Raw genomic sequence first — 21,421 nt, forward strand, 5'->3', positions numbered from 1 at the left:
ATCGTTGCGAAAACCGGCTGTTCCTGATGCCATTCTCTGGGGCGAAAAGGGGCAGGCCGGATTGTCTAGAAGGCGGCCGGAAAGGGGTAGCTTATTGCCCTGTGCACTGCAAGATGGCCCCTGCTAGCACATAGCAGGGGCTCCTCCAGCGAAGTGGGTACCGGTTCGCGCGAAGAAAACGCGTCCGAACAGAAATCAAGCGCCGGCCTGATCGCCGAGCCGGGCCAGGCATTGATCCCGCCCCAGCACCGCCAGCACGTCGAAGATGCCGGGCGACGTCGTCCGCCCGGTCAGCGCCACCCGCAGCGGCTGGGCGACCGCGCCCAGCTTGAGGTTATTCTGCTCGGCGAAATTCCGCATGGCGGCTTCGGTGGTCTCCGAAGTCCAGTCGGTGACGGCCTCCAGCGCATCGCGCAGCTTGCCGATCAAGGCCCGGGTTTCCGGCGTCAGCAGGGCGGCCGCTTTCGGCTCGAGCTCGAGCGGACGGTCGGCAAAGATGAAGTAGGAGCCGGCGATCAATTCGAGCAGCGTCTTGGCGCGCTCCTTCAGGCTCGGCATCGCCCGCAGCAATTGCGCCCGCGTGGTGTCGTTGAGTTTTGCTTTTAGCTCGGCGCCATCAGGGACATGATCCAGCAACTGCTCGAACATGGTCACGAGCGCTTGATCGTCGGCCTGGCGGATGTAGTGGCCGTTGAGGTTTTCCAGTTTGGCGAAATCGAAGCGCGCCGCCGAACGCCCGATCGCGGGCAGGTCGAACGCGTCGATCATCTCCTTCGTCGAGAAGATCTCCTGGTCGCCATGGCCCCAGCCGAGCCGGACCAGGTAGTTGCGCAGCGCCGCCGGCAGATAGCCGAGCGCGCGGTACGCCTCGACCCCGAGCGCGCCGTGGCGCTTCGACAGCTTGGCGCCATCGGCGCCATGGATCAGCGGGATGTGGGACATGTTCGGAATGTCCCAGTCCAGCGCGTCGTAGATCTGCTTCTGGCGCGCGGCGTTGATCAAATGATCGTCACCCCGGATCACATGGGTGACGCCCATGTCGTGGTCGTCGACCACCACGGCCAGCATGTAGGTCGGGTTGCCGTCGCCGCGCAGCAGCACGAGATCGTCGAGGTTCTCGTTCTGCCAGACCACGCGGCCCTGGACCTGATCCTCGATCACGGTCTCGCCGGTCTGCGGTGCCTTGAGGCGGATGGTGGGCTTCATGCCCGCGGGCGCTTCGGACGGGTCACGGTCGCGCCACAGGCCGTCATAGAGGCGGGTGCGGCCCTCGGCACGGGCCTTCTCGCGCATCGCCGTCAGTTCCTCCGGCGTGGCGTAGCAGCGATAGGCCCGGCCGCTGGCGAGCAGGGACTCGGCGGCCTCGCGGTGGCGGGCGGCGCGGCTGAACTGGTAGATGACGTCGCCGTCCCAATCGAGCTCCAGCCACTTCAATCCGTCGAGGATCGCGGCAATCGCCGGCTCGGTCGACCGCTCGCGGTCGGTATCCTCGATCCGCAGCAGCATCTTGCCGCCATGCTTCTTGGCGTAGAGCCAGTTGAACAGCGCGGTGCGGGCGCCTCCGATGTGGAGGAAGCCGGTCGGCGAGGGGGCAAAGCGGGTGACGACGGGGGAGGTCATGATTTGGGCAGGCCTATGCTTGAACGGCCGTGGTGTATAGCAGGACGGTGCATAACTAAAGTCTCGCCGCTAAAGTGAGGCCTTTAGTGTCGCCTTGGCCAAAGCAGGCTTGGCGGGCCGGGGCGAATTTGGCAGAAGGGCCGCTTATCCGAGCGGGAACACGTAATGACCACAGAACCGGCAGCGGCAGAGGCAGGGCGCGATTTCATTCGCGACATCGTCCAGGCCGACCTCGACACCCAGAAGCACAGCCGGATCGTGACCCGATTTCCGCCGGAGCCGAACGGCTACCTGCATATCGGCCACGCCAAGTCGATTGCCCTTAATTTCGGCATCGCGCAGGAGTTTGGCGGCAAGTGCCATCTGCGCTTCGACGACACCAACCCGACCAGGGAAGAGCAGGAATATATCGATTCCATCCAGGCCGACGTGCGCTGGCTCGGCTATGACTGGGGAACCGACCTTTATTACGCCTCTGACTATTTCGAGCGGCTCTACGACTGGGCGGAAGGCCTGATCAAGGCCGGCCACGCCTACGTCGACGACCAGTCGCAGGAGGAAATCCGCGTCAGCCGAGGCACGCTGACGGAACCCGGCAAGAACAGCCCGTTCCGCGACCGCCCGGTCGACGAAAACCTCGATCTGTTTCGCCGCATGAAGGCCGGCGAATTCCCGAACGGCGCCCGCGTGCTGCGCGCCAAAATCGACATGGCCTCCGGCAACATCAACATGCGCGATCCCGTGCTGTACCGGATCCTGCACGCCCATCATCCGCGCACCGGCGACAAATGGTCGATCTATCCAAGCTACGACTACGCCCATGGTCAGTCGGACGCCATCGAAGGCATCACCCATTCGATCTGCACGCTGGAATTCGAGGATCACCGGCCGCTCTATGAATGGCTGCTCGACAAGCTGCCGGTGCCGTCGAAGCCGCGGCAGTATGAATTCGCACGGCTCAACATCACCTACACGCTGCTCTCGAAGCGGGTGCTGACGCAGCTCGTGCGCGAGGGCCATGTCGCCGGCTGGGACGATCCGCGGATGCCGACCGTCGCCGGCCTGAAGCGGCGCGGCGTGCCGCCGGCGGCGGTGCGCGAATTCGTCAAGCGCATTGGGGTGGCGAAATCCAACAGCGTGGTCGACGTCGGCATGCTGGAATTCTGCATCCGCGAACTGCTCAACAAGGCGGCCGAGCGCCGCATGGCGGTGCTGCGGCCGCTGAAGGTCGTGATCGAGAATTATCCGGAAGGCCAGGTCGAGGAGCTCGAGGCCGTCAATCACCCCGACAATCCCGATGCCGGCACCCGCCGCATCGCGTTCGGCCGCGAGCTCTATATCGAGCAGGACGATTTCATGGAGAACCCGCCGAAGAAATTCTTCCGGCTCTCTCCGGGCAATGAAGTGCGGCTGCGCTACGCCTATTTCATCAAGTGCACCGGCGTCATCAAGAACGACGCCGGCGAGGTGGTCGAGCTGCGCTGTACCTATGATCCCGCCACCAAGGGCGGCAACGCGCCCGACGGACGCAAGGTCAAGGCCACCATGCACTGGCTGCCGGCGGCACAGTCGAGACCTGCGGAAATCCGCGTCTACAACCAGCTATTTGCAAAACCGAGCCCCGACGCCGGCAATTTCGCCGCCGACATCAACCCGCAGTCGCTGGAAGTGCTGTCCGACGCGCGGATAGAGGTCAGCGTCGCCGAGAGCAATTCGAACGAGGTGATGCAGTTCGAGCGGCAGGGTTATTTCGTGCGCGACCAGGACTCGACGCCGGATAAGTTGGTGTTCAACCGCACCATCGGCCTGCGCGATACCTTTGCCAAGGAAGTCGCCAAAGGCTGAGAAGGGCTGACGTCGGCCTCACAACGATTGGATCACTCGATGGGCAGCGCGGCCGACGACATCGCATCCGGTATCATGGCGAAATGGGCCAGGGCGTTCAGCAAGCTGGACGCCGACGCGCTGGCGTCGCTCTACTCGAAGCACGCACTGTTCTTCGGCTCGAACCCAACGCTGTATCGCGGACGTGACGGTGTCACGGCCTACTTCAAGGGATTGCCGCGGTGGCGGACATCATCAGTTCAATTCAGCGATGTCGTGGCCGAGCAGGCCGGACCCAATCTGGTCAATGTCGCCGGCACGGCGTCGTTCGACGCTGATGAAGGCGTGGTAAAATTGTCGGTCAAGATCACCTGGGTGATCGCCCGTGAAGACTTCGACTGGAAAATCGTCAGCCATCACGTGTCGTCGAAGGCATCGTTGATTTAGCAGTAGGGACGCTGCGGCGTTCGCCCGTCAATTTCGCTGGACGACGCACCCCACCGGATCGATCGAGGCGGGGGTCGTTTCCGTTCCGCTGGTGCACCGTTCATCAAGACTCTGCGCACATGGGCGCGCGCAAGGTGCGGCGGTCAAAGCTTGAACAACGATCGCAGAAAATTCAGCACGTCTGCTGTCGCTTGCTCGCGCGCCGCGGGATTATAACCATAGGACCCCTCCGACACGACGCATGGCGACCCCGTTCCTGCCAGGCCGCCGGTCATCACGTCGATGATCTTGTTGTCTTGCTCGAGGAACGTACAGTTGCTGTAGTTCAGGAAGCCGGTCGGCGTTTGACGGTTGGCGAGATCGGCGTTGTCAAACCAGTGCTTGGCGCCAACGTATTCGAATAAGGCGGCGTCATTGCCGGCGTTGCGGAGCCTTGCGACGTACTCCCTGCAGCGGCCGATGATCGTCGCGTCGTCGGCTGCGCCGTGAAAGATCCGTATCGGGACGTTCGCCACGCGATCTTCATCGATGAGCTTGACATGACAGCCCGTGGGGTAAAACGCGAGATGGGCTGCAAAGGGTGACAGCCCGGGACCGTAGCGTTGCTGGAACCGCGAGGAGGCTGCCCAGAGCGCGTTGCGGCCACCGAAGGAAAATCCCAACACTGCAATTCGTGAAGGGTCGATGCGCGGATGGACCGCCAGAAGATCCCGTGCCCGATAGACATCCGTGAGCACGCTGGCTGTGCTTATTGTGTGAGGGCCTGAGCAGACACGCGGAATATTCCTCCCGACAAAACTGTTGACGACGAACGTAGCGACGCCGAGTTGAATGAGACTTTCCGCCCAGTATGTCTCCGCTCCCGTGATGCCCGAACAACCATGCGTTATGACGACGGCAGGAACCCGGTCCGTGGTTTCCGGAAGCCTCAGAATACCAAAGATAGTTGCCGGCGACCCCTCCTGTGGGGCAGCCATAAAAGGAGGCGCAAACAGGTTGCCGGGGAAGGTAAGGGTTTGGAAATTCACTATTTCGATGCGGCCTTGAGAAAAAGCGGCTTGCGGGGCCAGGAGTGCGAACGCTGCCACGCCAACCAGCATGGACGACATGCGCCTCGAGGTGCCGATCATAGGCCGCCGATATCGCGGCGCGCGTGAAGAGAAGCGCCGGGCGGCCAAAATCTTGCGCAACAATCCGATGCTCGCCCGTCGCATAAAGCACCTCGCCAAAGTCAGGGTTGAACGGCGCTGAATGTAAGAAGGCAGTGTTAACTCACCCGCGACCAACTTGATGGCCGAGAGACCATTGCGCAGCAGCGGGCATTGATCACGAAAACAGAAAGGTGCCTATCAGCAAACCGGCTGCAAATGACCAGAGTCCCAGAGTACAAATTGAAACCACGCGGACAAGAATACGAAGGTCGTCGTCCGGCGCGACTTCGTGCGATCGGTCCGTCATTTCAGCCACCGCCTGCGTTGGCCGCTAGGTTAAGGGCTAGGATCGCTGTTTCCGTCGAAAAACAGGCAAAAAAGGGGCGATCAAGCTCAGAGATTCAGGTGAAAACCGGATCAACCGTTGCTCAAAGTCACCAGTCGCGCCGCGATCTGTGGCGACAAGCCGAATCATTTTGACTGTGCAGCGTGGCGAGTTGCTTACTTGGGCAACCCCGCGAGATCGCCAATGTTCGAGGCCGCCAATGTTCGAGGCCATTGCAGCATTTCTGATAATTCTCAGCGTCGGCATCCTTGTCGCTCACGCGCTGGACGCTTACAGGTCGTGGAAATAGTGCAGCTTGCGGCCGCGCGGGTCGGGGGAGCGCGCGCCTTACTGAACTCTTTTGAGCGGGTCGAAGCTGCGCTATTCGGCGTTCAGGGACGCGCTTTCTCAGAGCGAGCCGAATAGTTCCCCGGTATAGTACCCGACACGGGGGATATGAACTGCCTGTGCAGGCAAGTCGGTCTTTTGGCGCCATCGAACAACACGGTAACGCCCGTGTTGCTTTGGCTCACTTCGACAACGATGCCGGTAAGATTAGCGAGCTCGGGGCATCGAGCATCGCCTAGCTTACTCATCTTGAAGCGAGTCCCGACAACTAACTTGTCGATTTCCCGAACCATCTCAAATCTGCAAAAAATAAATTCAGCTAAAGCGCAATAATGAAAACCGGCGGACACTCAATGCGTGCCGCCAGGCTGGATTAAACAACTTTACCGATCAACTTTCCATCACCCGCTTGGGTGAGTGGTCCCGGCAGGCGGTAGAGGGACGGGGAGCCGGGCTCCGGCCCCGCATCATCGTTTTGGTACTGGTAAGAACGACAGGGTCGCTGTCGCACTCAACCCAAGTACGTACGACGGCAAGGCCCGGCCACCTCGTTCTGCGGCATAACGGCAGGATGAGCGGCGCGGCGTCTTTCCCCGATATTCCACTTCCGTTCTGCTAGCCGGCAGGGGATATTATACTTGACGTACCCACGCGGATAAGTTAGCTTACTGCCACAGGGATTAGTGGCATGTGGAAGCGCGTAATTCCTTGGGAACGCATTTTCCTGATCTGGCTCTGCCTCTTGGTGGCCGGGGCCGCCTTCCTCCTTTACTGGGTATTCCGATGAAGTCCGTTCTTTCCGATAAGCACTTTCACAACGAAGAAGCGGCCTATGCCTTCGTGGAAGCCCGCCTGTGGCCCAATGGCCCCGTATGCCCGCATTGCGGGGGCGTGGAGCGCATTTCAAAGATGGGCGGCAAGAGCACCAGGATCGGCGCTTACAAGTGCTACCAGTGCCGCAAGCCCTTTACCGTGAAGGTTGGGACCATCTTCGAGTCCAGCCACGTCCCCATGCGCCATTGGCTGCAAGCCATCTTCCTGATGTCGTCCAGCAAGAAGGGCATCAGCAGCAACCAGCTTCACCGCACCCTTGGCTGCACCCTCAAGACCGCATGGTTCATCTCGCGTCGCCTGCGTGAGGCAATGCGCGTTGACGGCCTGATGATGCCGCCCATGGGTAGCGGCGGTAAGGTCGTGGAAGCGGACGAAACCTTTGTGGGTTTTGTCGAGGGTGGCGAGAAGAAGGGCCGCAACGCTTGGTCTAACAAGAACGTCGTTTTCACCCTCGTTGAGCGTGGCGGTTCTGCCCGCTCGTTTCACGTTGACGGCGTGCGCGCTGGCGATCTGCTTCCCATCGTGCGCCAGAATGTCAGCAAGAATGCCGAACTGCACACCGACGAAATGTACACCTACAAGTACATTGCCGAGTTTGGTGCAGTCGGTAGCCACGAGCGCGTCAATCACAGCAAGGATGAATACGTCCGCCGTGAAGGCGAAAAGGTCATCACCACTAACACCGTGGAAGGCTTCTATTCGATTTTCAAACGCGGCATGAAAGGCGTTTATCAGCATTGCAAAGAGAAGCATCTGCACCGATATCTGAGTGAGTTTGATTTCAGGTACAGCAACCGCATCGCTCTCGGGATCGACGACGTCGCACGCGCGGAGAAGGCTTTGAAGGGTGTCCGTGGCAAGCGCCTCAAATATAGGACAGTTAATTAAAGGGACGGCTCCGTATGGCGAGAAAAGCAGGCGTGCCAAAAAAGCAAAAGGCAAAGCCTAAGCTGACTGATAAAGAGCAATCCGAGCGGTTCAAAGAAACCGCTCGGAAGCTGGGTGTTGATGAGACTGGCGAGTCATTCGATGCGGCGTTCCGCAAGATCATTAAGCAAACCCAGCGGTAGCCGCATTTAATTCTATCGGTGCCAGCTTCACCGTTACGAGTACGCGAGCGTCAGTTGGATTTAGAAAGTCTTTGTCCTCGCAAGTTACCCTGTCCTTTAGGGGCTGGAGCATAAGGTCTGACTCTACGGTCGCCTTTGTAATAAGTTTGTCATCCTCTAGTAAGCAGAAGAATGGATCCTCGCCTTCGCGGGGCACTTGATACTTTCCTAGTTGTGAAGCCGTTCTTGGTTTACTGAGAGCGTCAAAAATCACCTTAAATCCGTTGTCGATATCCCCCGTGTTCGTTATGACGCCGCCAAGAGCGTTGGGTCTCATCAGCAATACATTGACCGAGCAAAACACACCCAGCTTATGCGTTGCTAAGGGCACAAAACGGTAGCCATGCTCACGAAACTCGTAAGCGATCTCTTCGATCGAATACGGTAGCCGGCCAAAGATAACGGTTTTGACGCCTGGTATGGGGATCGCCCTTCCCGACGCCGCCAAAAACGGATTTACCTCCCAAAGGCGCTTTAGTTGTTTGTGGAAGGCTTGGCGGATTTCCTGCTTGTTATCAGCCCGCGTTTTGCGAACGGACTCGCTACGCTTGCTGTCAGACAGCAGCGGGCCCTCATAAGTCAGCCTAAATTCCAAACCAGCCCCCTCTAGGTAGGGCTCGGAATAGGGGTCACTCTTAATAACGACCCGTCGCTGCCCTTCAGAGATCATAACTCAATCTCCGTGGGTACGCAAAGTATAACATTCCCAGCCGGCACCTCACACCTTCCGGTAGCTTTGTCCCCGCGAGCGTATCGTGTGGGTAGCTTGATGTCGGAGCAGGGCAACACGGCGGGCCAAAGGCGAGGCTACGCCGGCACGTGGCCGCCGCGTGGGGCGGCGCCGGTCGGCGGCCTTGCGCCTCAGCGTCTTGCGCTGTGGGCACCACTGATCGAGACCCTGCGGCAATGGGCGCGCGCGGAGGCGGGGGCCGGGCGTTTGCTGCCCTGGGTGCCCGTCGCATTCGGCACCGGCATCGCCTTTTATTTTGCCGCCGATCACGAGCCGGTGCTGTCGGTCGCGGCCGTCACCGCGACAGCGCTGTGCGCGGCGGCGTTCCTGCTGCGGCGGCACAAGATGTTTCCGGTTGCCGTGATGATCGCCGCCGTCGCCGCCGGCTTTGCGATTGCCACCTGGAAGACAGCGCGGATCGCGCATGGCGTGCTGGCGCGGCCGATGTTCTCGGTGGCGCTGACCGGATTTGTCGAAACCCGCGACATCCGCGAGCGCACCGACCGTTTTGTCATGCGCGTCGTGACCATGGAGAGCGCGCGCGACGCGACAAAAATCGAGCGGGTGCAGCTGTCGGTCAAGAAGGGTACCGCGCCTGCGGTCGGCAGCTTTGTCGAATTGAAAGCGCGGCTGTTGCCGCCGATGTCGCCGCTCCGGCCCGGCAGCTACGATTTCGGCCGCGACATGTTCTTCTCCGGCATCGGCGCCTCCGGCTTCGTGATGGGCGCGATCAAGACCGCGGAAGCGCCTGATGGCGGCGGGTGGAAGCTGCGCTATTCGGCGTTCATGCAAGGCATGCGGGATGCAATCGACGCGCGGATCCGGACCGTGCTGGAAGGCGACAAGCGCGCGATCGCGACCGCGCTATTGACCGGCCGGCGCGACGCGATCTCCGAGCCCGTTAATGACGCGATGTTCATCTCCGGCCTTGGCCATGTGCTGTCGATATCCGGCTATCACATGGCGGTCGTCGCGGGTGTCGTGTTTTTTGCGGTGCGGGCGCTGCTGGCGCTGTTTCCGACGCTTAACGTTGGTTTTGCGATCAAGAAATGGTCGGCGGTGGCGGCACTCGCCGCGTCCGCGTTTTATCTGTTGCTCTCCGGCGCTGAAGTCGCGACCCAGCGTTCGTTCTTCATGACGGCCGTGGTGCTGATCGCCGTGATGGTCGACCGCCGAGCCATCACGTTTCGAACGCTCGCGGTTGCGGCGCTCATTGTCCTGACCATCGCACCCGAGGCGCTGGTGCATCCGAGCTTCCAGATGTCGTTTGCGGCGACCCTCGGACTGGTGGCGCTGGTGCAACTCGGCATGCCGCGCCTGTTCGCGCAGCCGGATCATTCCGCGACCGCGCAGGTGGCGCTGTGGGGCGGCCGCGAGATCACGATGCTGCTGCTGGCCTCATTGGTGGCGGGCCTCGCCACCACGCCTTACGCGGCGTTTCATTTCCACCGGGTGACGCCCTACGGCGTGCTCGCCAATCTCGCCGCGATGCCGGTGGTTTCGGCGCTGGTGATGCCGGCGGGATTGTTCGGGCTGGTCTTCATGCCGTTCGGCTTCGACGGCATCTGCTGGTGGGTGATGGGCGTCGGCATCGACTGGATGATCGTGGTCACGCAATGGGTCGCGGCCTTGCCGGGTGCGGTCGGCCGCGTGCCGGCGTTCGGCATCGGCCCGTTGATTGCGGCGAGTATCGGCATCATCCTGCTCGGCCTGTTGCGGACGCCGCTGCGCTATACCGGCGCGGCCGTGGTGCTGGTGGCGGCGGTGTGGGCGGCGAGGGTGCCGCAGCCGGACATCCTGATCTCCGCCGACGGGCGCAATGTCGGTGTCCGCGGCCAGGACGGCAAACTGCATTTGATGCGCGCGGCCAAGGTAACTTCGACGGGAGCCTCAAGGGATGGCTTCCTCGTTAGGGAATGGCTGGCGGCGGATGCCGACGCGCGAAAGCCTGCCGATGCCTCGCTCACCGAGGGCGTCTCATGCGACGAGAGCGGCTGCGTGACGCAAGGCGCCGGTGGCGGGTTCGTGGCATTGGCGCTGCGGCCCGAAGCGCTGGCGGATGATTGTGAGCGCGCGGCGCTGGTGGTGACTGCAAGACCGTCGCCTGCGGCGTGCGGCGCTTCTGTGATCGATGCGGAGCGTCTGCGGCGGCAGGGCGCCATGGTGCTGCGGCGAAGCGGCAGCGGATTTACCATCGATGCCGTCAAGCCTAGGGGCGTCGATCGCCCATGGTCGCCGGCGATCGCGGGCGAGGGTGACGCGGAGACGACCATCCTCGCGCCGCGCCGTGCGGCGCCGCGTGCGGTCGATGCGACCCCGTCGGAAGCGGACCTGCAGGCCGAGGAATAAGGATTCACGTTCCCCGGCGGGGCGCGACCGGCGGCGCGGAATTCAACCGGTGGAAAGCGGTGTCGTCGCCGTGCCCGCCTTCGTTGCCGCGCGCTCGGGAATCGGATGCACCACCGGCAATTGCAGCACGGTGACGCGCTGACCCTCGCAAAGCTGCGTCACCAGCACATGGCTCCCGTCGGGAAATTCGATCGCGTCGTGGTGCCGTTCCTTGATGTGCGGATCAATGGTGTTGAACTTGCCGACGCGAAAACCGATCGTCCGCGTCCAGATCCAGCGATTGTCGTATTTGACGTCTTGCGCGAACGCGAGTTCGGTTCCGGGCAGCATGCAGACCGCAACTGCGGGATCGCGTTCGCTGGCAAAGCCTCGGGTCGAGGTGCCGCGGAAGGTGGTCGATATCAATGTCTCGCCGACCTCAGCAGGACGCGTTGCCATCGCGTGCAAACTATAGTCACACATCGGATCGCTCCCTCGTATGAGATAGAGACCCGTGCCTCCCTCGAGGCGCTGGCCTCTATCAGAGTGGACTTGAGGAAAGTGTATTCCTGTTCTGGGCAATAGTGCGACGGAAAGGCCGGCGTGCCCGATCACAAACGCGCTACGGCGGCTGCGGATTTTCGGGCATCGGCGGCAGCGGCAGTTCGAAGGCGCCGAGATGGAATTGCTCCCTTCCGTCGTCGGCAATCCCGGGCAGCGCGACCAGCGTGAACGCGGCCTCCGGAAATTGCTGCCAGATCGCGAGATCCTCCGCCGTCACTGTCAGCCAGCCGAACCGAAGCATGTAGCGGCCCGGCTCGGTCACCAGGCCCGCCCTCTGCCAGGTGATCTTGGTGATCATATTGCTGACCACGTCTCGTCCCCCCGGTTTTCGCGTCCTCGAGTCGAAGAAAACGCGTCAAACCACCATCCTCGCACGCACAGTTTTTGCCGCATTCTGGGCAATTGTGCGACGCTAGCCACACGCGCTCCGTCATGGCCGGGCATAGCCGTCTGAAGGACGGCGTCGCTTCCGCTCGCCTATGACCCGGCCATCCACGTCTTCTCTTGCGTTACATCGACCAAAGACGTGGATGCCTGGCACAAGGCCGGGCATGACGACTTGGGATAGGGACGACGGCTACTGAAGGCCTAGTAGCGCGGGCCGCCCTCAGTACTTCCGGTACAGCCCGATCAGCTTGCCCTGAATCCGGACCCGGTTCGGCGGCAGGATGCGGACTTCATAGGAGGTGTTGGCAGGCTCCAGCGCGATCGATGCGCCGCGGCGGCGGAAGCGTTTCAGGGTGGCCTCCTCCTCGTCGATCAGCGCCACCACGATATCGCCGGTGTCGGCGGTCTCGTTGCGCTGGATCAGCGCCATGTCGCCGTCGAGAATGCCGGCGTCCACCATGGAATCGCCGCGTACTTCGAGTGCGTAATGTTCGCCGGAGCCCAGCATGTCGGGCGGTACGCTGATGGTGTGGCTGCGAGTCTGCAGCGCCTCGATCGGCGTACCGGCGGCGATCCGGCCCATCACGGGAACGGCGACCGGACGGTTGCCGTCGTCCTCGGCGGGCGCGCTGGCGGCGCGGACCTTGCCGAGCGTGCCTTCGATGACGCTGGGGGTGAAGCCGCGGCGGCCGTTGCCGTTACCGGCGCCCGCAAGCTCGGGCAGCTTGATGACTTCGATGGCGCGGGCGCGGTTGGGCAGGCGGCGGATGAAGCCGCGCTCTTCCAGGGCGGTGATCAGGCGGTGGATGCCGGACTTGGAGCGGAGGTCGAGCGCATCCTTCATCTCGTCGAAGGAGGGCGGCACGCCGGCTTCCTTGAGCCTTTCGTTGATGAAACGCAGAAGTTCATACTGTTTGCGCGTAAGCATCTCGAGCAATCCCCCGGTTGGCGCGTCGTAGTTCGTGGTCGTTCAATTTCGCGATCTTCAGATTCGCGGTTCTCGGTTGCGAGTGCGGTCTCAAACTCGGAAGTCCAAAACTCCCATTTGTAGACACTAGCTCTCGAAACAAATCATGAACGGACACTATATGTTCGATACATGTTCCGCAACCACTTAATTTCAGGTGAACGCGCGCCGCGTTCGCCCGAACAGGCCGCCCGGATGCGTCATTCCGGCAGGCGCAGGAACTCGCATGGCGTGCCTTTCGGCACCGCCGGCGCAAACGGCGGACGTATCAAAAGCGCCCGTGCCGCAGCGAGATTTCCAAGCAGCGACGAGTCCTGGTGGCTCACCGGCACTGCGATCAACGCGCCATCCTCGCGCTCTTCAAGTCGTGCGCGAAGATAGTCTTCGCGCTGGTCGTTGGCGGGAAGATCGCGGCCGAGCAGGGCGGTCTCACGCACGTGATGGATGGTTTTTCGGCCCGACAGCGCGCGAATCAGCGGCACCAGAAACAGGAAACCGCAGACATAGGACGAGACCGGATTGCCGGGCAGGCCGATCACCCGCATCGCCCCGAGGCGCCCATGCATCATCGGCTTGCCCGGCCGCATCGCGATGCGCCAGAACGCCATGTTGACGCCCTCGGCCTCCAGCGAGCGCTTGACGAGGTCGTGGTCGCCGACCGAGGCGCCGCCCATCGTGATCAGGATGTCGGCGCCGGATGCGCGGGCGCGGCGGATGCCGTCGGTGGTCGCCTCGACCGTGTCGGCGGCGATGCCGAAATCGATGGTTTCGGCGCCCTCGGCCCGCGCCAGCGCGCGCAGCGCGTAGCCGTTGGAGTAGACGATCTGGCCGGGGCCCGGGATCGAGCCCGGCATCACCAGTTCGTCGCCGGTGGCAAGCACCGCCACCTTGGGGCGCCTGATCACGGCGATTTCCGGATAGTTCATGCCGGCCGCGAGCGACAGATCGCGTTCGGTGAGGTGGCTTCCTTTGGTGAGCAGCACATCGCCCTCGCGGAAATCGGCGCCGGCGGCGCGGATATGCCGTCCCGGTTTTGCAACTTCCGTGATCGTGAGGTGGTCGCCGCTGGCAGTCGTGTCTTCCTGGATGATGACGGCGTCGGCGCCATCAGGGATCACCCCGCCGGTGAAAATCCTGACCGCTTCGCCGGGGCCCACCCTGCGTTCGAACGGGCGGCCCGCCGCGACTTCGCCGATCACCTTCAGCCGCGCGGAGAGGTCGGCGGCATCAGTCGATCGCACCGCATAGCCGTCCATCGCCGACATCGCCTGCGGCGGCTGCGTGCGCTTCGCCGCAAGGTCGCGCGCGAGCACGCGATGCCAGGCGGTGTCGAGTGCTACCATTTCTTCGGCCAACGGATCGGCGCCCGCAAGGATCGCGGCCAGTGCATCAACGACCGGCATCAGGGCCACGGCGACGACCTCTCAAATTCCCAGCGCGGCAAGCGCCTTTGCGACGTCATCGGGCCCTGTCACGTGCACCGCGGCCAGGCCGCGCGACCGCGCGCCGTCGATGTTGGCGGCGGAATCGTCGAAGAACACGATGCGGGAGGCGGGAACACCGATCGCCTTGACGACATGATCATAGGCCGCCGCGTCGGGCTTTCGAAGCCCGATCGTCGATGACAAATAGATTTCGCGGAAATGGCCGAGCACGCCGGCATAGGCCTGGCTGAAATGCACGACATGCGCGTTATTGGTGTTGGAGAAGGCATAAAGCGGCAGCCGTTGTCCGGCGCGCGCCAGCGATGCTGATATATCGGGCATTTCGCCGGCGAAGATCGCGTTCCAGCCTTCCAGGAACTCGGCGTCGGATATGCCGATACCGAGCGAGACTCGCAGGCCTGCGAAGAATTCGGCGTCGCTGATCTCGCCCCGCTCGTGACGATGCCAGGCGTCATTGGGCAAGAACCGCTCGACCAGCTGTGCGGGCTCGCAGCGGGCATGGCCGGCCCAGGTGGCGACCACCTTGCCGAAATCGATATCGAGCACGACGCGTCCGAGATCGAACAGCAGCGCGTCGGCGGAGTTGGGGAGAAGCGGGGCGTTCATGCCAGACCTTTACAAAACTGGACCGCTCTGGGCAACGACTGGCTGCAGCCGGCGAAATGCGTGTTTTTGCGAGCAATTTCCGCCCAATCCAGCATTTAGGCCGGCGCGGGAGCTGTGCTATTCGTTTGCCAGGAAAGTCCGGGGAGTGATCGCATGAAAATGATTGGCATCGTGGCTGTGATGGTCTTGCTGGCCGGGCCGGCGTTGGCCCAGCAGGCACCCGTTCAAAGATACGGGGAGGAGGACAAGGAAAAGACGCGATCGGATATCGCAGCGGAGAAGGAGGCCGAGCGGGCTTACAAGCGGTCGCTGGGCAATATTCCGGAGCAAAAGAGCACCGATCCCTGGGGAACCGTGCGCAGCGACAATGCCGCCCCGAAAGCCGCCGCCAAGCCGCCGGCAAAACCGAAGGCAGCCAAAACGGATACCAAGACCGAGACCACCGCAAAACAATAATAGCCGGCCGCCGGCAGCTTGCCGGGACAGCGATGGCCAGGATTCGGGGAAACCGGCGAGAACGCAAGCAAGGAACAACAATGTCGAACACGCTGCTGTTTTCGCCGGTGACGATCCGCGGCATTGAGCTGAAGAACCGCATCGTGGTGCCGCCGATGCACCAATATTCCGCCGTGAAGGGTTTTCCCACCGACTGGCACCTGATGAACTCAGGCAAATTCGCCGCCGGCGGCGCCGGGCTTGTCGTCGTCGAATCGACCAAGGTCGAGCGCCGCGGTTGCGGCACGGTCGGCGATCTCGGCATCTGGGACGATGCCTTTGTTGAGCCGCTCGGCCGCCTCGTCACATTCATCCATCAGCAGAATGCGGTCGCCGGCATCCAGCTCGGCCATTCCGGCCGCAAGGCGCGCGCGACCCGGCCGTGGGAAGGCGACCGGCCGCTGCAGCGGACGCCCGAGATCGAGGATTGGGACGCCTGGTCGCCGGTGGCGCCGAGCGCGATTGCCCATAGCGAAAAATGGCCGGTGCCGAAGGCGCTGGAACGCCATGAGGTGAAAGACCTGGTGCAGGCCTGGGGCGAGGCCGCGCGGCGCGCCCATGAGGCCGGCTTCGACGTGCTGGAGCTGCACGGCGCGCACGGCTATCTCGTGCATCAATTCTTGTCCGAGCGAGCCAACCAGCGCACCGACGAATATGGCGGCTCCGAGGCCAACCGGATGCGCTTCATCACCGAGATCACCGAAGCGGTGCGCACGCACTGGCCCGACCACAAGCCGCTGTTCGTCCGCCTGTCGGTGGAGGACAACGCTGGATGGGGACCGGAGCAAAGCGCGCGGCTGGCGAAGATCCTCAAGGCCAAGGGCGTCGACGTCATCGACTGCTCGTCCGGCGGCATCACCGAGATGGCGCCGATCCTCGGCAAGGAAATCAAATACAGCTACCAGGTGCCGCTGTCGGACTATGTCAAGCGCCACGCAGATATCATGACCATGGCGATCGGCCTCATTATCCATGGCGACCAGGCCGAGCAGATCCTGCAGGACAAGCAGGCCGACCTGATCGCGGTCGGCCGCGAAATCCTCAACAACCCGAACTGGCCGATGGACGCTGCCCTCAAACTCGGCGTCGAAGGCCCGTTCCGCAACGTGCCGCCGCAGTTCGGCTATTGGCTTGGCACGCGGGCCAAGCGCGGCTTTGGCACGCAGCCGTCGACCTGGCAGAGCGGGCTGCACGAGGCGGGGAAGGTGACCTGAAGCTCCTAGCCCGCATGAGCGCTAGCGATATGCGGGTATCGGAGAAACTACATAACTAATCGAAGGCGACACCGATCCGGTATTCTTTGCGCCAAACAATGTGGCACTGCAGCTTCAGGCCATCTTCCGGCACAATCAATGTGAAGGTTTGAGGAACCCGGACGATATCGAATATCTCAAGCGCCGCTCCCGTAGCGGAGATATCGCGGATCATGCATCTGATCTTGTCGCCACCGTGATCAATCTTCGCGGGCTTGGCGACACGGAAGCGAGGCGCAATTCGAGTTTCGACCATAAACGGACTCTCCGGTTGAACAGAGAAAATTCATCATCGGGCTAAACGCCTGATGGTCGCGTCTTGGTTCTAGAACTTGATCTTTGAATTTTGATATTCCTGACTCGTCAGGATTTCCCTGGCCGCGTCGCGCAGGTCTCTAATCATTTTGGCCGTTTCGTCCGCTGCTTTTCCAGTGGCCGTCCTGCTGTGCCCTTCGAGGCTATCCGCCGAGTCCTTCAGTAGATCAGAAAATCTCTTAACTTAAGCATCGATTGGTCCAGCAACGAGATCAAATTTCTCGACAATAGAAACAATGCCCCAATGCGATCCAGCCTAACGTAGAAATACTGAGAGTTTCTTAACTGAAAGCAGCGCGGGTTCCGTCCTGTGGACAGTTTGAACCGTGGCTGGGTCCTGCCGCAATCCGCTTCACATCAGCTTCTCGAAGAACACACTCGCCGCAATGGATTGCGGCGCTTTCAGCGCGTAATCGCCGAACGCGGAACATTCCCGAAATCCCGTGCGTATATAGAGCCGCATCGCCGCGATCTGGCGTGTTCCTGTCTCGAGGCGCAGCACGGGAAGCCCGGCGCGACGCACCTCGTCTTCGATGCGCGCGAGAATGGCGTCGGCAACGCCCTGGCCCCGCGCGGTGCCGCGCACAAACATGCGCTTGACCTCGGCATATTCCGGGAAGAGGGCGACGCCGCCGCAGCCCACCGCCACGCCGTGACGTCGCGCGAGGAAGAAGCGGACATGCGGTTGAAAGATTGCATCGATGGAAAAGCCATGCCGCTGCTCCGGCGGATACTCGACCGCGAGCACGGCCTCGAGTTCGCCGATCAGCAGGCGCACCTCATCGGTCGCGGCCAGCGCAACTTCGATCTGCACGTCATCGCCGTTGCTCATCGGTGCTCCTTCTTGGACCCGTACGCTAGCGAACTTGGCCCGGGCGAGCCAACGGGTCGCGCGAATGCGCGCCCGATGATAAACTCCGCGATATCAGGATTTTTTCAGATTCGTCCCGATAATTGCAACGAGATGCCGAAGATTGCAGGCGGCTTAACGCGATCGATCAAATGTCGAGTAATTGACATTACCGCCCATCCACCATGGCTGAACTAATCCGGTTGCGTGCCAAGCCGCTTGAACGCTTTAGCTGCTATGTGTTCACGCCTGAACAGTCACGTGCGCCGCGCAGTCTCGATCGAGGAGAACATAATGGTAGATGGTGCCACCGCATCTGAGCCTCCCTTCGTCCCCGACGCTCCCCTTCTCGCCGATGCCGCAACGCCTCCCGAGGCCTTCGTTCCCTCCGACGTCTCGATCTTCAGGATGCTGACCGCAGAGCAGCGTCAGGAGATCCGGGGTTTCATGCGCGAGCTGGTCATTCTGCGCGGCGAAGAGCTTGTCGCCGAGGGCGATGCGTCGGACGCTTTCTTTGAAGTCGTGCGCGGCGCATTCACGGTGCAGCGCGCGGGTGACGAAGGGCTGATTGCCGAACTGGGGCCGGGCGATCTCATCGGTGAAATCGGCTTTTTTGGCAAGATCCCGCGGACGGCCACCGTAACGGCAATCAGGGATTCCTGTGTTCTGTCATTGTCGCGTGCCGCTTACAACAAGATTGCAATTGAAGCGCCCAGCATCGTTGGTTTCTTGCTCGAGGCGATGGCGCTTCGGGTGGCCGAGACGACGTCGCGCGTCGTTCCCAATCGACAACTTGCGCGCACGCGAACAATCGTGGTTCTGGAAGGGGGAAGGGAGCCGGTGCCGCCGCGGTTTTACGCGTTGCTGACGCAGGCGCTCGGCAACGCGGTCGTTGAGATCGTGACCTCCCAGCGTATCAATCAACTGTTCCCCGGACGGGATCCGGACGATGAAGAGATTACCGGCTGGCTGCATCGACTGGAGCAGGCATCCGATCTCGTCGCTTATTTTGGCGACCGGGAGCTGACGCGCTGGACCCAGAAATGCATCCGGCAATCCGATCAGGTCCTGTTCGTGTGCAGGGGCAGGGCGCCGGACGATTCCCTGACCGAGGTCGAGGCTGCGGCGTCGACCTATCATCGAACCAACGAGCGGCGGCTCGTGCTCGTTCATGATGAGCGAAGCGGTGAAGTGCGCGGCACGGGCGCCTGGTTGAGGCGCATGCCGGTCTTCATGCATCACCACATATCGCTTCAGGACGACGTCGATGTGCGGAGCCTGGCGCGCTTCCTGCTCGGGCGGGCGATCGGGTTTGTGGCCGCTGGCGGAGGGGGATTGGGGCCGGCGCACCTTGGAATCTACAAGGCGTTTCGCGAACGCGGCGTTGATTTCGATATCTTCGTCGGAACCAGCGTCGGGGCTGCCATGATGGCCGGCTTCGCCAAGAACCTCGAAGCCGAGGATCTTGATCGGGGCACGGACGATATCTTCGTCAAGAGCCGGAGTTTCAAGCGTCCCACCTGGCCGCGATACTCCCTGCTTGACCACAAGGCGCTCGACCGCGCGCTTGCGGAGGCGCTCGGGCCCGATTGCAACATCGAGGACTGCTGGAAGCCGTTTGCCGCCGTGGCAACCAACCTCTCCACCCAGGCCGGCGAAGTCATTCGTACCGGGTCGCTGTGGCAGGCGGTGCGGGCGTCGGCATCAATTCCCGGGATCTTGCCGCCATTCTACACCAAGGATGGCTCGATGCTGGTTGACGGCTGTCTGATCGACAACATCCCGCTTGCGCCGATGCACAATCTGAAGCGCGGGCCCAATCTGGTGGTCCATTTTGGCAAGCAGGAAATCGAACGCTTCGAGGTGGATTACGATGCGCTTCCGGGACGCCTCAAGCTGATTTCCAGTCTGCTGCTGCCGTTTGGCAGAAAGCGCCTGCCAAGGGCGCCATCGGCGGTCAGCGTGCTCTGGCGCAGCCTGCTGGTGCATCAGCGCGTGGATTCGATTCCGGTGGGCCCCGCCGATTTTGTGATGCGTCCGCCGACCATTCCCGGCGCCAAGGTCATGGAGTTCGACAACCACAAGCGCGTTTTCGAAGCGTCCTACCTGTGGGCGAGATCAACGCTTGAAAGCGCGGAAGGGGATCAGCACGCGGCACTGCTCGCGATCCTCTCAAAGGGCACGCCGTCGCGCGCCGTTGCGGGCCGAACCTTCGCCGAGCTGGCAGCAAGCTGAGTTCAAGCATCGTTTTGAGGTCTGCATATCCATCATTTGAATCAAATTTATCCGGTTTGGGGGTTTCACCGCGAAAGCGAAACTGAAACCATTTTCCGTTCCACAGAACCAATCTCTGCAATTCACGAAGTCGTGCAGAAACGCGGCCTCCTTATGCGTCCGTTCCATCGCGTGAATGGAAGCGCAGTTCAAGGAGACGATCATGCAAACGACTTATGCCGAGACCAGCGCATCGGCCCGAAAGAACGGAATCTCCTGGCTGAACGAGGCCGGCATCGATCTGTCCCAGATGACGCTGCGGCTTGGATGCGCCAGGACGAGGGTGGAACTCGACCACTATCTCAGGAGGTTGCTGCCGGCGCATCGCGAGGTGATTGAGATCGTCGACTTCGCGCTCAAGTCCCTCGAGGAAGCAAGCGAGATCATCGGCCTCCCGCAGGCGACGATCAAGACGCGCTTGTTCTACGCCCGCAAGGCGTTGGTCGACGTGGTCAGGTATCAGAGCATCCAGTCCGTTGCTGCGTAGTGCGCTCCCGGGGAGGGCATGACCTCCTCGACCCCTTCACCGGTATGTTCAGAGGAGCTGGTCATGAATTCGATCGAATGGCGGCATGAAGTCATGGATGTGGCTTGCGACTCTCCCGCGCTGGCACCAATGCTCCAGGGCGAAGTGCTCGACGTCGCCGCGGCCTTCACAGCCATGGCAGCCTCGGCGGTTTTCGAAATCGTGCGGTTGCGGACCGGCAAGTCGGTGGTGATCCGCTTGCTTGAACCTGACGACCGCGAAGCGCTGCAGGCCTACTTCGAGGCGCTGTCGCCCGCCGCGCGGCGCAACCGGTTCACCGGCGCCAGCCACGGCCCCACGGATCGGGATCTCGACCTGTTGTTTCAGTCCAGCGCGGACAATCGCTTCGCTGTGGTCGCTGTCATGACGGTGAATGGCGTCGACACGATCGTCGCCGAGGCCTGCTATGCGTTCGACCGGGCAACCGGTGGCCTGGAGTTCGGTGTTTCCGTTCACGATGACCACCGGGGCTGCAACATCGGCTCTGCATTGCTTTCGAATCTCGAGCGCCTCGCGGCGGCATTCGGCGCCCGCCATATCTTCGGCGACACGCTGCGGACCAACAATGAGATGCAGGCGCTGGCGCGCAAGGCAGGCTTTGCCTTCGTCAATATGCCGGGCAATTGGTGTGAGCGCCGCATGATGAAGCCGTGCTTGACGGCGCTGGGGACGATGCTTGGCGGCGTCATGCCGGGGTTCGGTATGGCCGGAAAACTGTCGGTCGCCTGATACGATGCGATCGGCTTGAAGCCACGCCAGCCGCCGCGATGGTCGCCAAGGCCGTTCGGGCCTGCATGCAATGACGCCTGGGCGCGACAAAACGACCCGACGGCCGCGCCCGGCGTAGCCTTGGCGAAGGCGGGGCAAATCACTTCTGAGTTTCGGAAATCGTGTCAAGTAGAAAATTTCTGTAAATCAAAAATATTTTCTGTTGTCGGCCGACCCAAATCAGTGCGCATCTATCGCCATCCCGTCCTACTCAGAAGGGCGTCGGCCGTCGTCACGGACGTTGGGCGGGTTGCG

General features: G+C 61.9%; 21 protein-coding genes. 11 read left to right on the forward strand and 10 right to left on the reverse strand.

Translation table 11 applies throughout. The features are described from left to right. Positions 1-195: 195 nt before the first annotated feature. Positions 196-1,620, reverse strand: a complete 1,425-nt coding sequence (gltX, locus tag JQ641_RS35535) for a glutamate--tRNA ligase (protein ID WP_212001501.1) — start codon at positions 1,618-1,620, stop codon at positions 196-198. 165 nt (positions 1,621-1,785) lie between these two features. Between gltX and JQ641_RS35540 the strand changes: the two genes are divergently transcribed. Next, entirely contained in the window at positions 1,786-3,465 is a 1,680-nt protein-coding gene (locus tag JQ641_RS35540) for a glutamine--tRNA ligase/YqeY domain fusion protein (protein ID WP_212001503.1), read from the forward strand. Between the two features lie 39 nt (positions 3,466-3,504). Next, the gene (locus JQ641_RS35545; protein ID WP_212001505.1) at positions 3,505-3,891 is read left to right on the forward strand and encodes a YybH family protein; all 387 of its coding nucleotides are present in this window, start codon (positions 3,505-3,507) and stop codon (positions 3,889-3,891) included. 143 nt (positions 3,892-4,034) lie between these two features. Here the strand turns inward: JQ641_RS35545 and JQ641_RS35550 are convergent, their stop codons facing one another. Further along, positions 4,035-4,991, reverse strand: coding sequence for a dienelactone hydrolase family protein (locus JQ641_RS35550; RefSeq protein WP_212001507.1), 957 nt, complete (start codon positions 4,989-4,991; stop codon positions 4,035-4,037). On the opposite strand from JQ641_RS35550, the gene JQ641_RS35555 reads away from it, so the two are divergent. The 3 genes from JQ641_RS35555 to JQ641_RS35565 all read left to right on the forward strand — a co-directional run bounded on the left by JQ641_RS35555 (position 4,990) and on the right by JQ641_RS35565 (position 7,619). Then, positions 4,990-5,142 carry a hypothetical protein gene (locus JQ641_RS35555; RefSeq protein ID WP_212001509.1) on the forward strand — a complete coding sequence of 51 codons (153 nt, stop codon included), beginning with the start codon at positions 4,990-4,992 and terminating at the stop codon, positions 5,140-5,142. The two genes, JQ641_RS35550 and JQ641_RS35555, sit on opposite strands and share 2 nt — an antisense overlap. A 1,356-nt stretch (positions 5,143-6,498) precedes the next feature. Then, a complete protein-coding gene (locus tag JQ641_RS35560) occupies positions 6,499-7,437 on the forward strand; it encodes an IS1595 family transposase (protein WP_212001511.1) in 939 nt (312 codons plus the stop codon). 14 nt (positions 7,438-7,451) lie between these two features. Then, the gene (locus JQ641_RS35565; protein WP_212001513.1) at positions 7,452-7,619 is read left to right on the forward strand and encodes a hypothetical protein; all 168 of its coding nucleotides are present in this window, start codon (positions 7,452-7,454) and stop codon (positions 7,617-7,619) included. On the opposite strand, the gene JQ641_RS35570 is transcribed toward JQ641_RS35565, so the two are convergent. Beyond that, positions 7,600-8,328 carry a hypothetical protein gene (locus JQ641_RS35570; RefSeq protein WP_212001515.1) on the reverse strand — a complete coding sequence of 243 codons (729 nt, stop codon included), beginning with the start codon at positions 8,326-8,328 and terminating at the stop codon, positions 7,600-7,602. The genes JQ641_RS35565 and JQ641_RS35570 overlap by 20 nt on opposite strands. Positions 8,329-8,427: 99 nt before the next feature. On the opposite strand from JQ641_RS35570, the gene JQ641_RS35575 reads away from it, so the two are divergent. Then, positions 8,428-10,737: a ComEC/Rec2 family competence protein gene (locus JQ641_RS35575; RefSeq protein WP_212001520.1), complete on the forward strand. Its 2,310-nt coding sequence runs from the start codon at positions 8,428-8,430 to the stop codon at positions 10,735-10,737. Positions 10,738-10,779: 42 nt separating this feature from the next. On the opposite strand, the gene JQ641_RS35580 is transcribed toward JQ641_RS35575, so the two are convergent. The 5 genes from JQ641_RS35580 to JQ641_RS35600 form a co-directional block, all read right to left on the reverse strand. Next, positions 10,780-11,199: a hypothetical protein gene (locus JQ641_RS35580; RefSeq protein WP_212001524.1), complete on the reverse strand. Its 420-nt coding sequence runs from the start codon at positions 11,197-11,199 to the stop codon at positions 10,780-10,782. 139 nt (positions 11,200-11,338) lie between these two features. Continuing rightward, entirely contained in the window at positions 11,339-11,578 is a 240-nt protein-coding gene (locus tag JQ641_RS35585) for a hypothetical protein (protein WP_212001546.1), read from the reverse strand. A gap of 309 nt (positions 11,579-11,887) precedes the next feature. After that, positions 11,888-12,595 (reverse strand): transcriptional repressor LexA, encoded by a 708-nt coding sequence (lexA, locus tag JQ641_RS35590; RefSeq protein ID WP_192733386.1) that lies wholly within the window; start codon positions 12,593-12,595, stop codon positions 11,888-11,890. Between the two features lie 239 nt (positions 12,596-12,834). Further along, on the reverse strand, positions 12,835-14,046 hold the full coding sequence (locus JQ641_RS35595; RefSeq protein WP_212001525.1) for a molybdopterin molybdotransferase MoeA: 1,212 nt from the start codon (positions 14,044-14,046) through the stop codon (positions 12,835-12,837). A gap of 12 nt (positions 14,047-14,058) precedes the next feature. After that, positions 14,059-14,685, reverse strand: a complete 627-nt coding sequence (locus tag JQ641_RS35600) for an HAD family hydrolase (protein ID WP_212001526.1) — start codon at positions 14,683-14,685, stop codon at positions 14,059-14,061. A gap of 153 nt (positions 14,686-14,838) precedes the next feature. On the opposite strand from JQ641_RS35600, the gene JQ641_RS35605 reads away from it, so the two are divergent. Both JQ641_RS35605 and JQ641_RS35610 read left to right on the forward strand, forming a co-directional pair. After that, the gene (locus tag JQ641_RS35605; RefSeq protein ID WP_212001528.1) at positions 14,839-15,141 is read left to right on the forward strand and encodes a hypothetical protein; all 303 of its coding nucleotides are present in this window, start codon (positions 14,839-14,841) and stop codon (positions 15,139-15,141) included. 80 nt (positions 15,142-15,221) lie between these two features. Beyond that, positions 15,222-16,394, forward strand: coding sequence for an NADH:flavin oxidoreductase/NADH oxidase (locus tag JQ641_RS35610; RefSeq protein ID WP_212001530.1), 1,173 nt, complete (start codon positions 15,222-15,224; stop codon positions 16,392-16,394). Between the two features lie 55 nt (positions 16,395-16,449). On the opposite strand, the gene JQ641_RS35615 is transcribed toward JQ641_RS35610, so the two are convergent. Then, a complete protein-coding gene (locus tag JQ641_RS35615; RefSeq protein ID WP_212001532.1) occupies positions 16,450-16,689 on the reverse strand; it encodes a PilZ domain-containing protein in 240 nt (79 codons plus the stop codon). Between the two features lie 411 nt (positions 16,690-17,100). Next, positions 17,101-17,580 carry a GNAT family N-acetyltransferase gene (locus JQ641_RS35620; RefSeq protein ID WP_212001534.1) on the reverse strand — a complete coding sequence of 160 codons (480 nt, stop codon included), beginning with the start codon at positions 17,578-17,580 and terminating at the stop codon, positions 17,101-17,103. 312 nt (positions 17,581-17,892) lie between these two features. Between JQ641_RS35620 and JQ641_RS35625 the strand changes: the two genes are divergently transcribed. The 3 genes from JQ641_RS35625 (at position 17,893) to JQ641_RS38585 (ending at position 21,127) form a co-directional block, all read left to right on the forward strand. Next, complete coding sequence (locus tag JQ641_RS35625; RefSeq protein ID WP_212001536.1) at positions 17,893-19,833, forward strand: cyclic nucleotide-binding and patatin-like phospholipase domain-containing protein; 1,941 nt, start codon at positions 17,893-17,895, stop codon at positions 19,831-19,833. A gap of 202 nt (positions 19,834-20,035) precedes the next feature. Next, positions 20,036-20,359 (forward strand): sigma factor-like helix-turn-helix DNA-binding protein, encoded by a 324-nt coding sequence (locus JQ641_RS35630; RefSeq protein WP_212001539.1) that lies wholly within the window; start codon positions 20,036-20,038, stop codon positions 20,357-20,359. A gap of 144 nt (positions 20,360-20,503) precedes the next feature. Next, the gene (locus JQ641_RS38585) at positions 20,504-21,127 is read left to right on the forward strand and encodes a GNAT family N-acetyltransferase (protein WP_212001541.1); all 624 of its coding nucleotides are present in this window, start codon (positions 20,504-20,506) and stop codon (positions 21,125-21,127) included. Positions 21,128-21,421: the final 294 nt, after the last annotated feature.

The sequence above is a fragment of the Bradyrhizobium sp. JYMT SZCCT0180 genome (assembly GCF_018130165.1).
In the GTDB taxonomy this organism is placed as follows: domain Bacteria; phylum Pseudomonadota; class Alphaproteobacteria; order Rhizobiales; family Xanthobacteraceae; genus Bradyrhizobium.

What these genes read in the sequence shown, in the direction of transcription:
- gltX (WP_212001501.1), bottom strand. Translation starts at nt 1,620, where the DNA reads ATGACCTCCCCCGTCGTCACCCGCTTTGCCCCCTCGCCGACCGGCTTC.
- JQ641_RS35540 (WP_212001503.1), top strand. Translation starts at nt 1,786, where the DNA reads ATGACCACAGAACCGGCAGCGGCAGAGGCAGGGCGCGATTTCATTCGC.
- JQ641_RS35545 (WP_212001505.1), top strand. Translation starts at nt 3,505, where the DNA reads ATGGGCAGCGCGGCCGACGACATCGCATCCGGTATCATGGCGAAATGG.
- JQ641_RS35555 (WP_212001509.1), top strand. Translation starts at nt 4,990, where the DNA reads ATGGACGACATGCGCCTCGAGGTGCCGATCATAGGCCGCCGATATCGC.
- JQ641_RS35550 (WP_212001507.1), bottom strand. Translation starts at nt 4,991, where the DNA reads ATGCTGGTTGGCGTGGCAGCGTTCGCACTCCTGGCCCCGCAAGCCGCT.
- JQ641_RS35560 (WP_212001511.1), top strand. Translation starts at nt 6,499, where the DNA reads ATGAAGTCCGTTCTTTCCGATAAGCACTTTCACAACGAAGAAGCGGCC.
- JQ641_RS35565 (WP_212001513.1), top strand. Translation starts at nt 7,452, where the DNA reads ATGGCGAGAAAAGCAGGCGTGCCAAAAAAGCAAAAGGCAAAGCCTAAG.
- JQ641_RS35570 (WP_212001515.1), bottom strand. Translation starts at nt 8,328, where the DNA reads ATGATCTCTGAAGGGCAGCGACGGGTCGTTATTAAGAGTGACCCCTAT.
- JQ641_RS35575 (WP_212001520.1), top strand. Translation starts at nt 8,428, where the DNA reads ATGTCGGAGCAGGGCAACACGGCGGGCCAAAGGCGAGGCTACGCCGGC.
- JQ641_RS35580 (WP_212001524.1), bottom strand. Translation starts at nt 11,199, where the DNA reads ATGTGTGACTATAGTTTGCACGCGATGGCAACGCGTCCTGCTGAGGTC.
- JQ641_RS35585 (WP_212001546.1), bottom strand. Translation starts at nt 11,578, where the DNA reads ATGATCACCAAGATCACCTGGCAGAGGGCGGGCCTGGTGACCGAGCCG.
- lexA (WP_192733386.1), bottom strand. Translation starts at nt 12,595, where the DNA reads ATGCTTACGCGCAAACAGTATGAACTTCTGCGTTTCATCAACGAAAGG.
- JQ641_RS35600 (WP_212001526.1), bottom strand. Translation starts at nt 14,685, where the DNA reads ATGAACGCCCCGCTTCTCCCCAACTCCGCCGACGCGCTGCTGTTCGAT.
- JQ641_RS35605 (WP_212001528.1), top strand. Translation starts at nt 14,839, where the DNA reads ATGAAAATGATTGGCATCGTGGCTGTGATGGTCTTGCTGGCCGGGCCG.
- JQ641_RS35610 (WP_212001530.1), top strand. Translation starts at nt 15,222, where the DNA reads ATGTCGAACACGCTGCTGTTTTCGCCGGTGACGATCCGCGGCATTGAG.
- JQ641_RS35615 (WP_212001532.1), bottom strand. Translation starts at nt 16,689, where the DNA reads ATGGTCGAAACTCGAATTGCGCCTCGCTTCCGTGTCGCCAAGCCCGCG.
- JQ641_RS35620 (WP_212001534.1), bottom strand. Translation starts at nt 17,580, where the DNA reads ATGAGCAACGGCGATGACGTGCAGATCGAAGTTGCGCTGGCCGCGACC.
- JQ641_RS35625 (WP_212001536.1), top strand. Translation starts at nt 17,893, where the DNA reads ATGGTAGATGGTGCCACCGCATCTGAGCCTCCCTTCGTCCCCGACGCT.
- JQ641_RS35630 (WP_212001539.1), top strand. Translation starts at nt 20,036, where the DNA reads ATGCAAACGACTTATGCCGAGACCAGCGCATCGGCCCGAAAGAACGGA.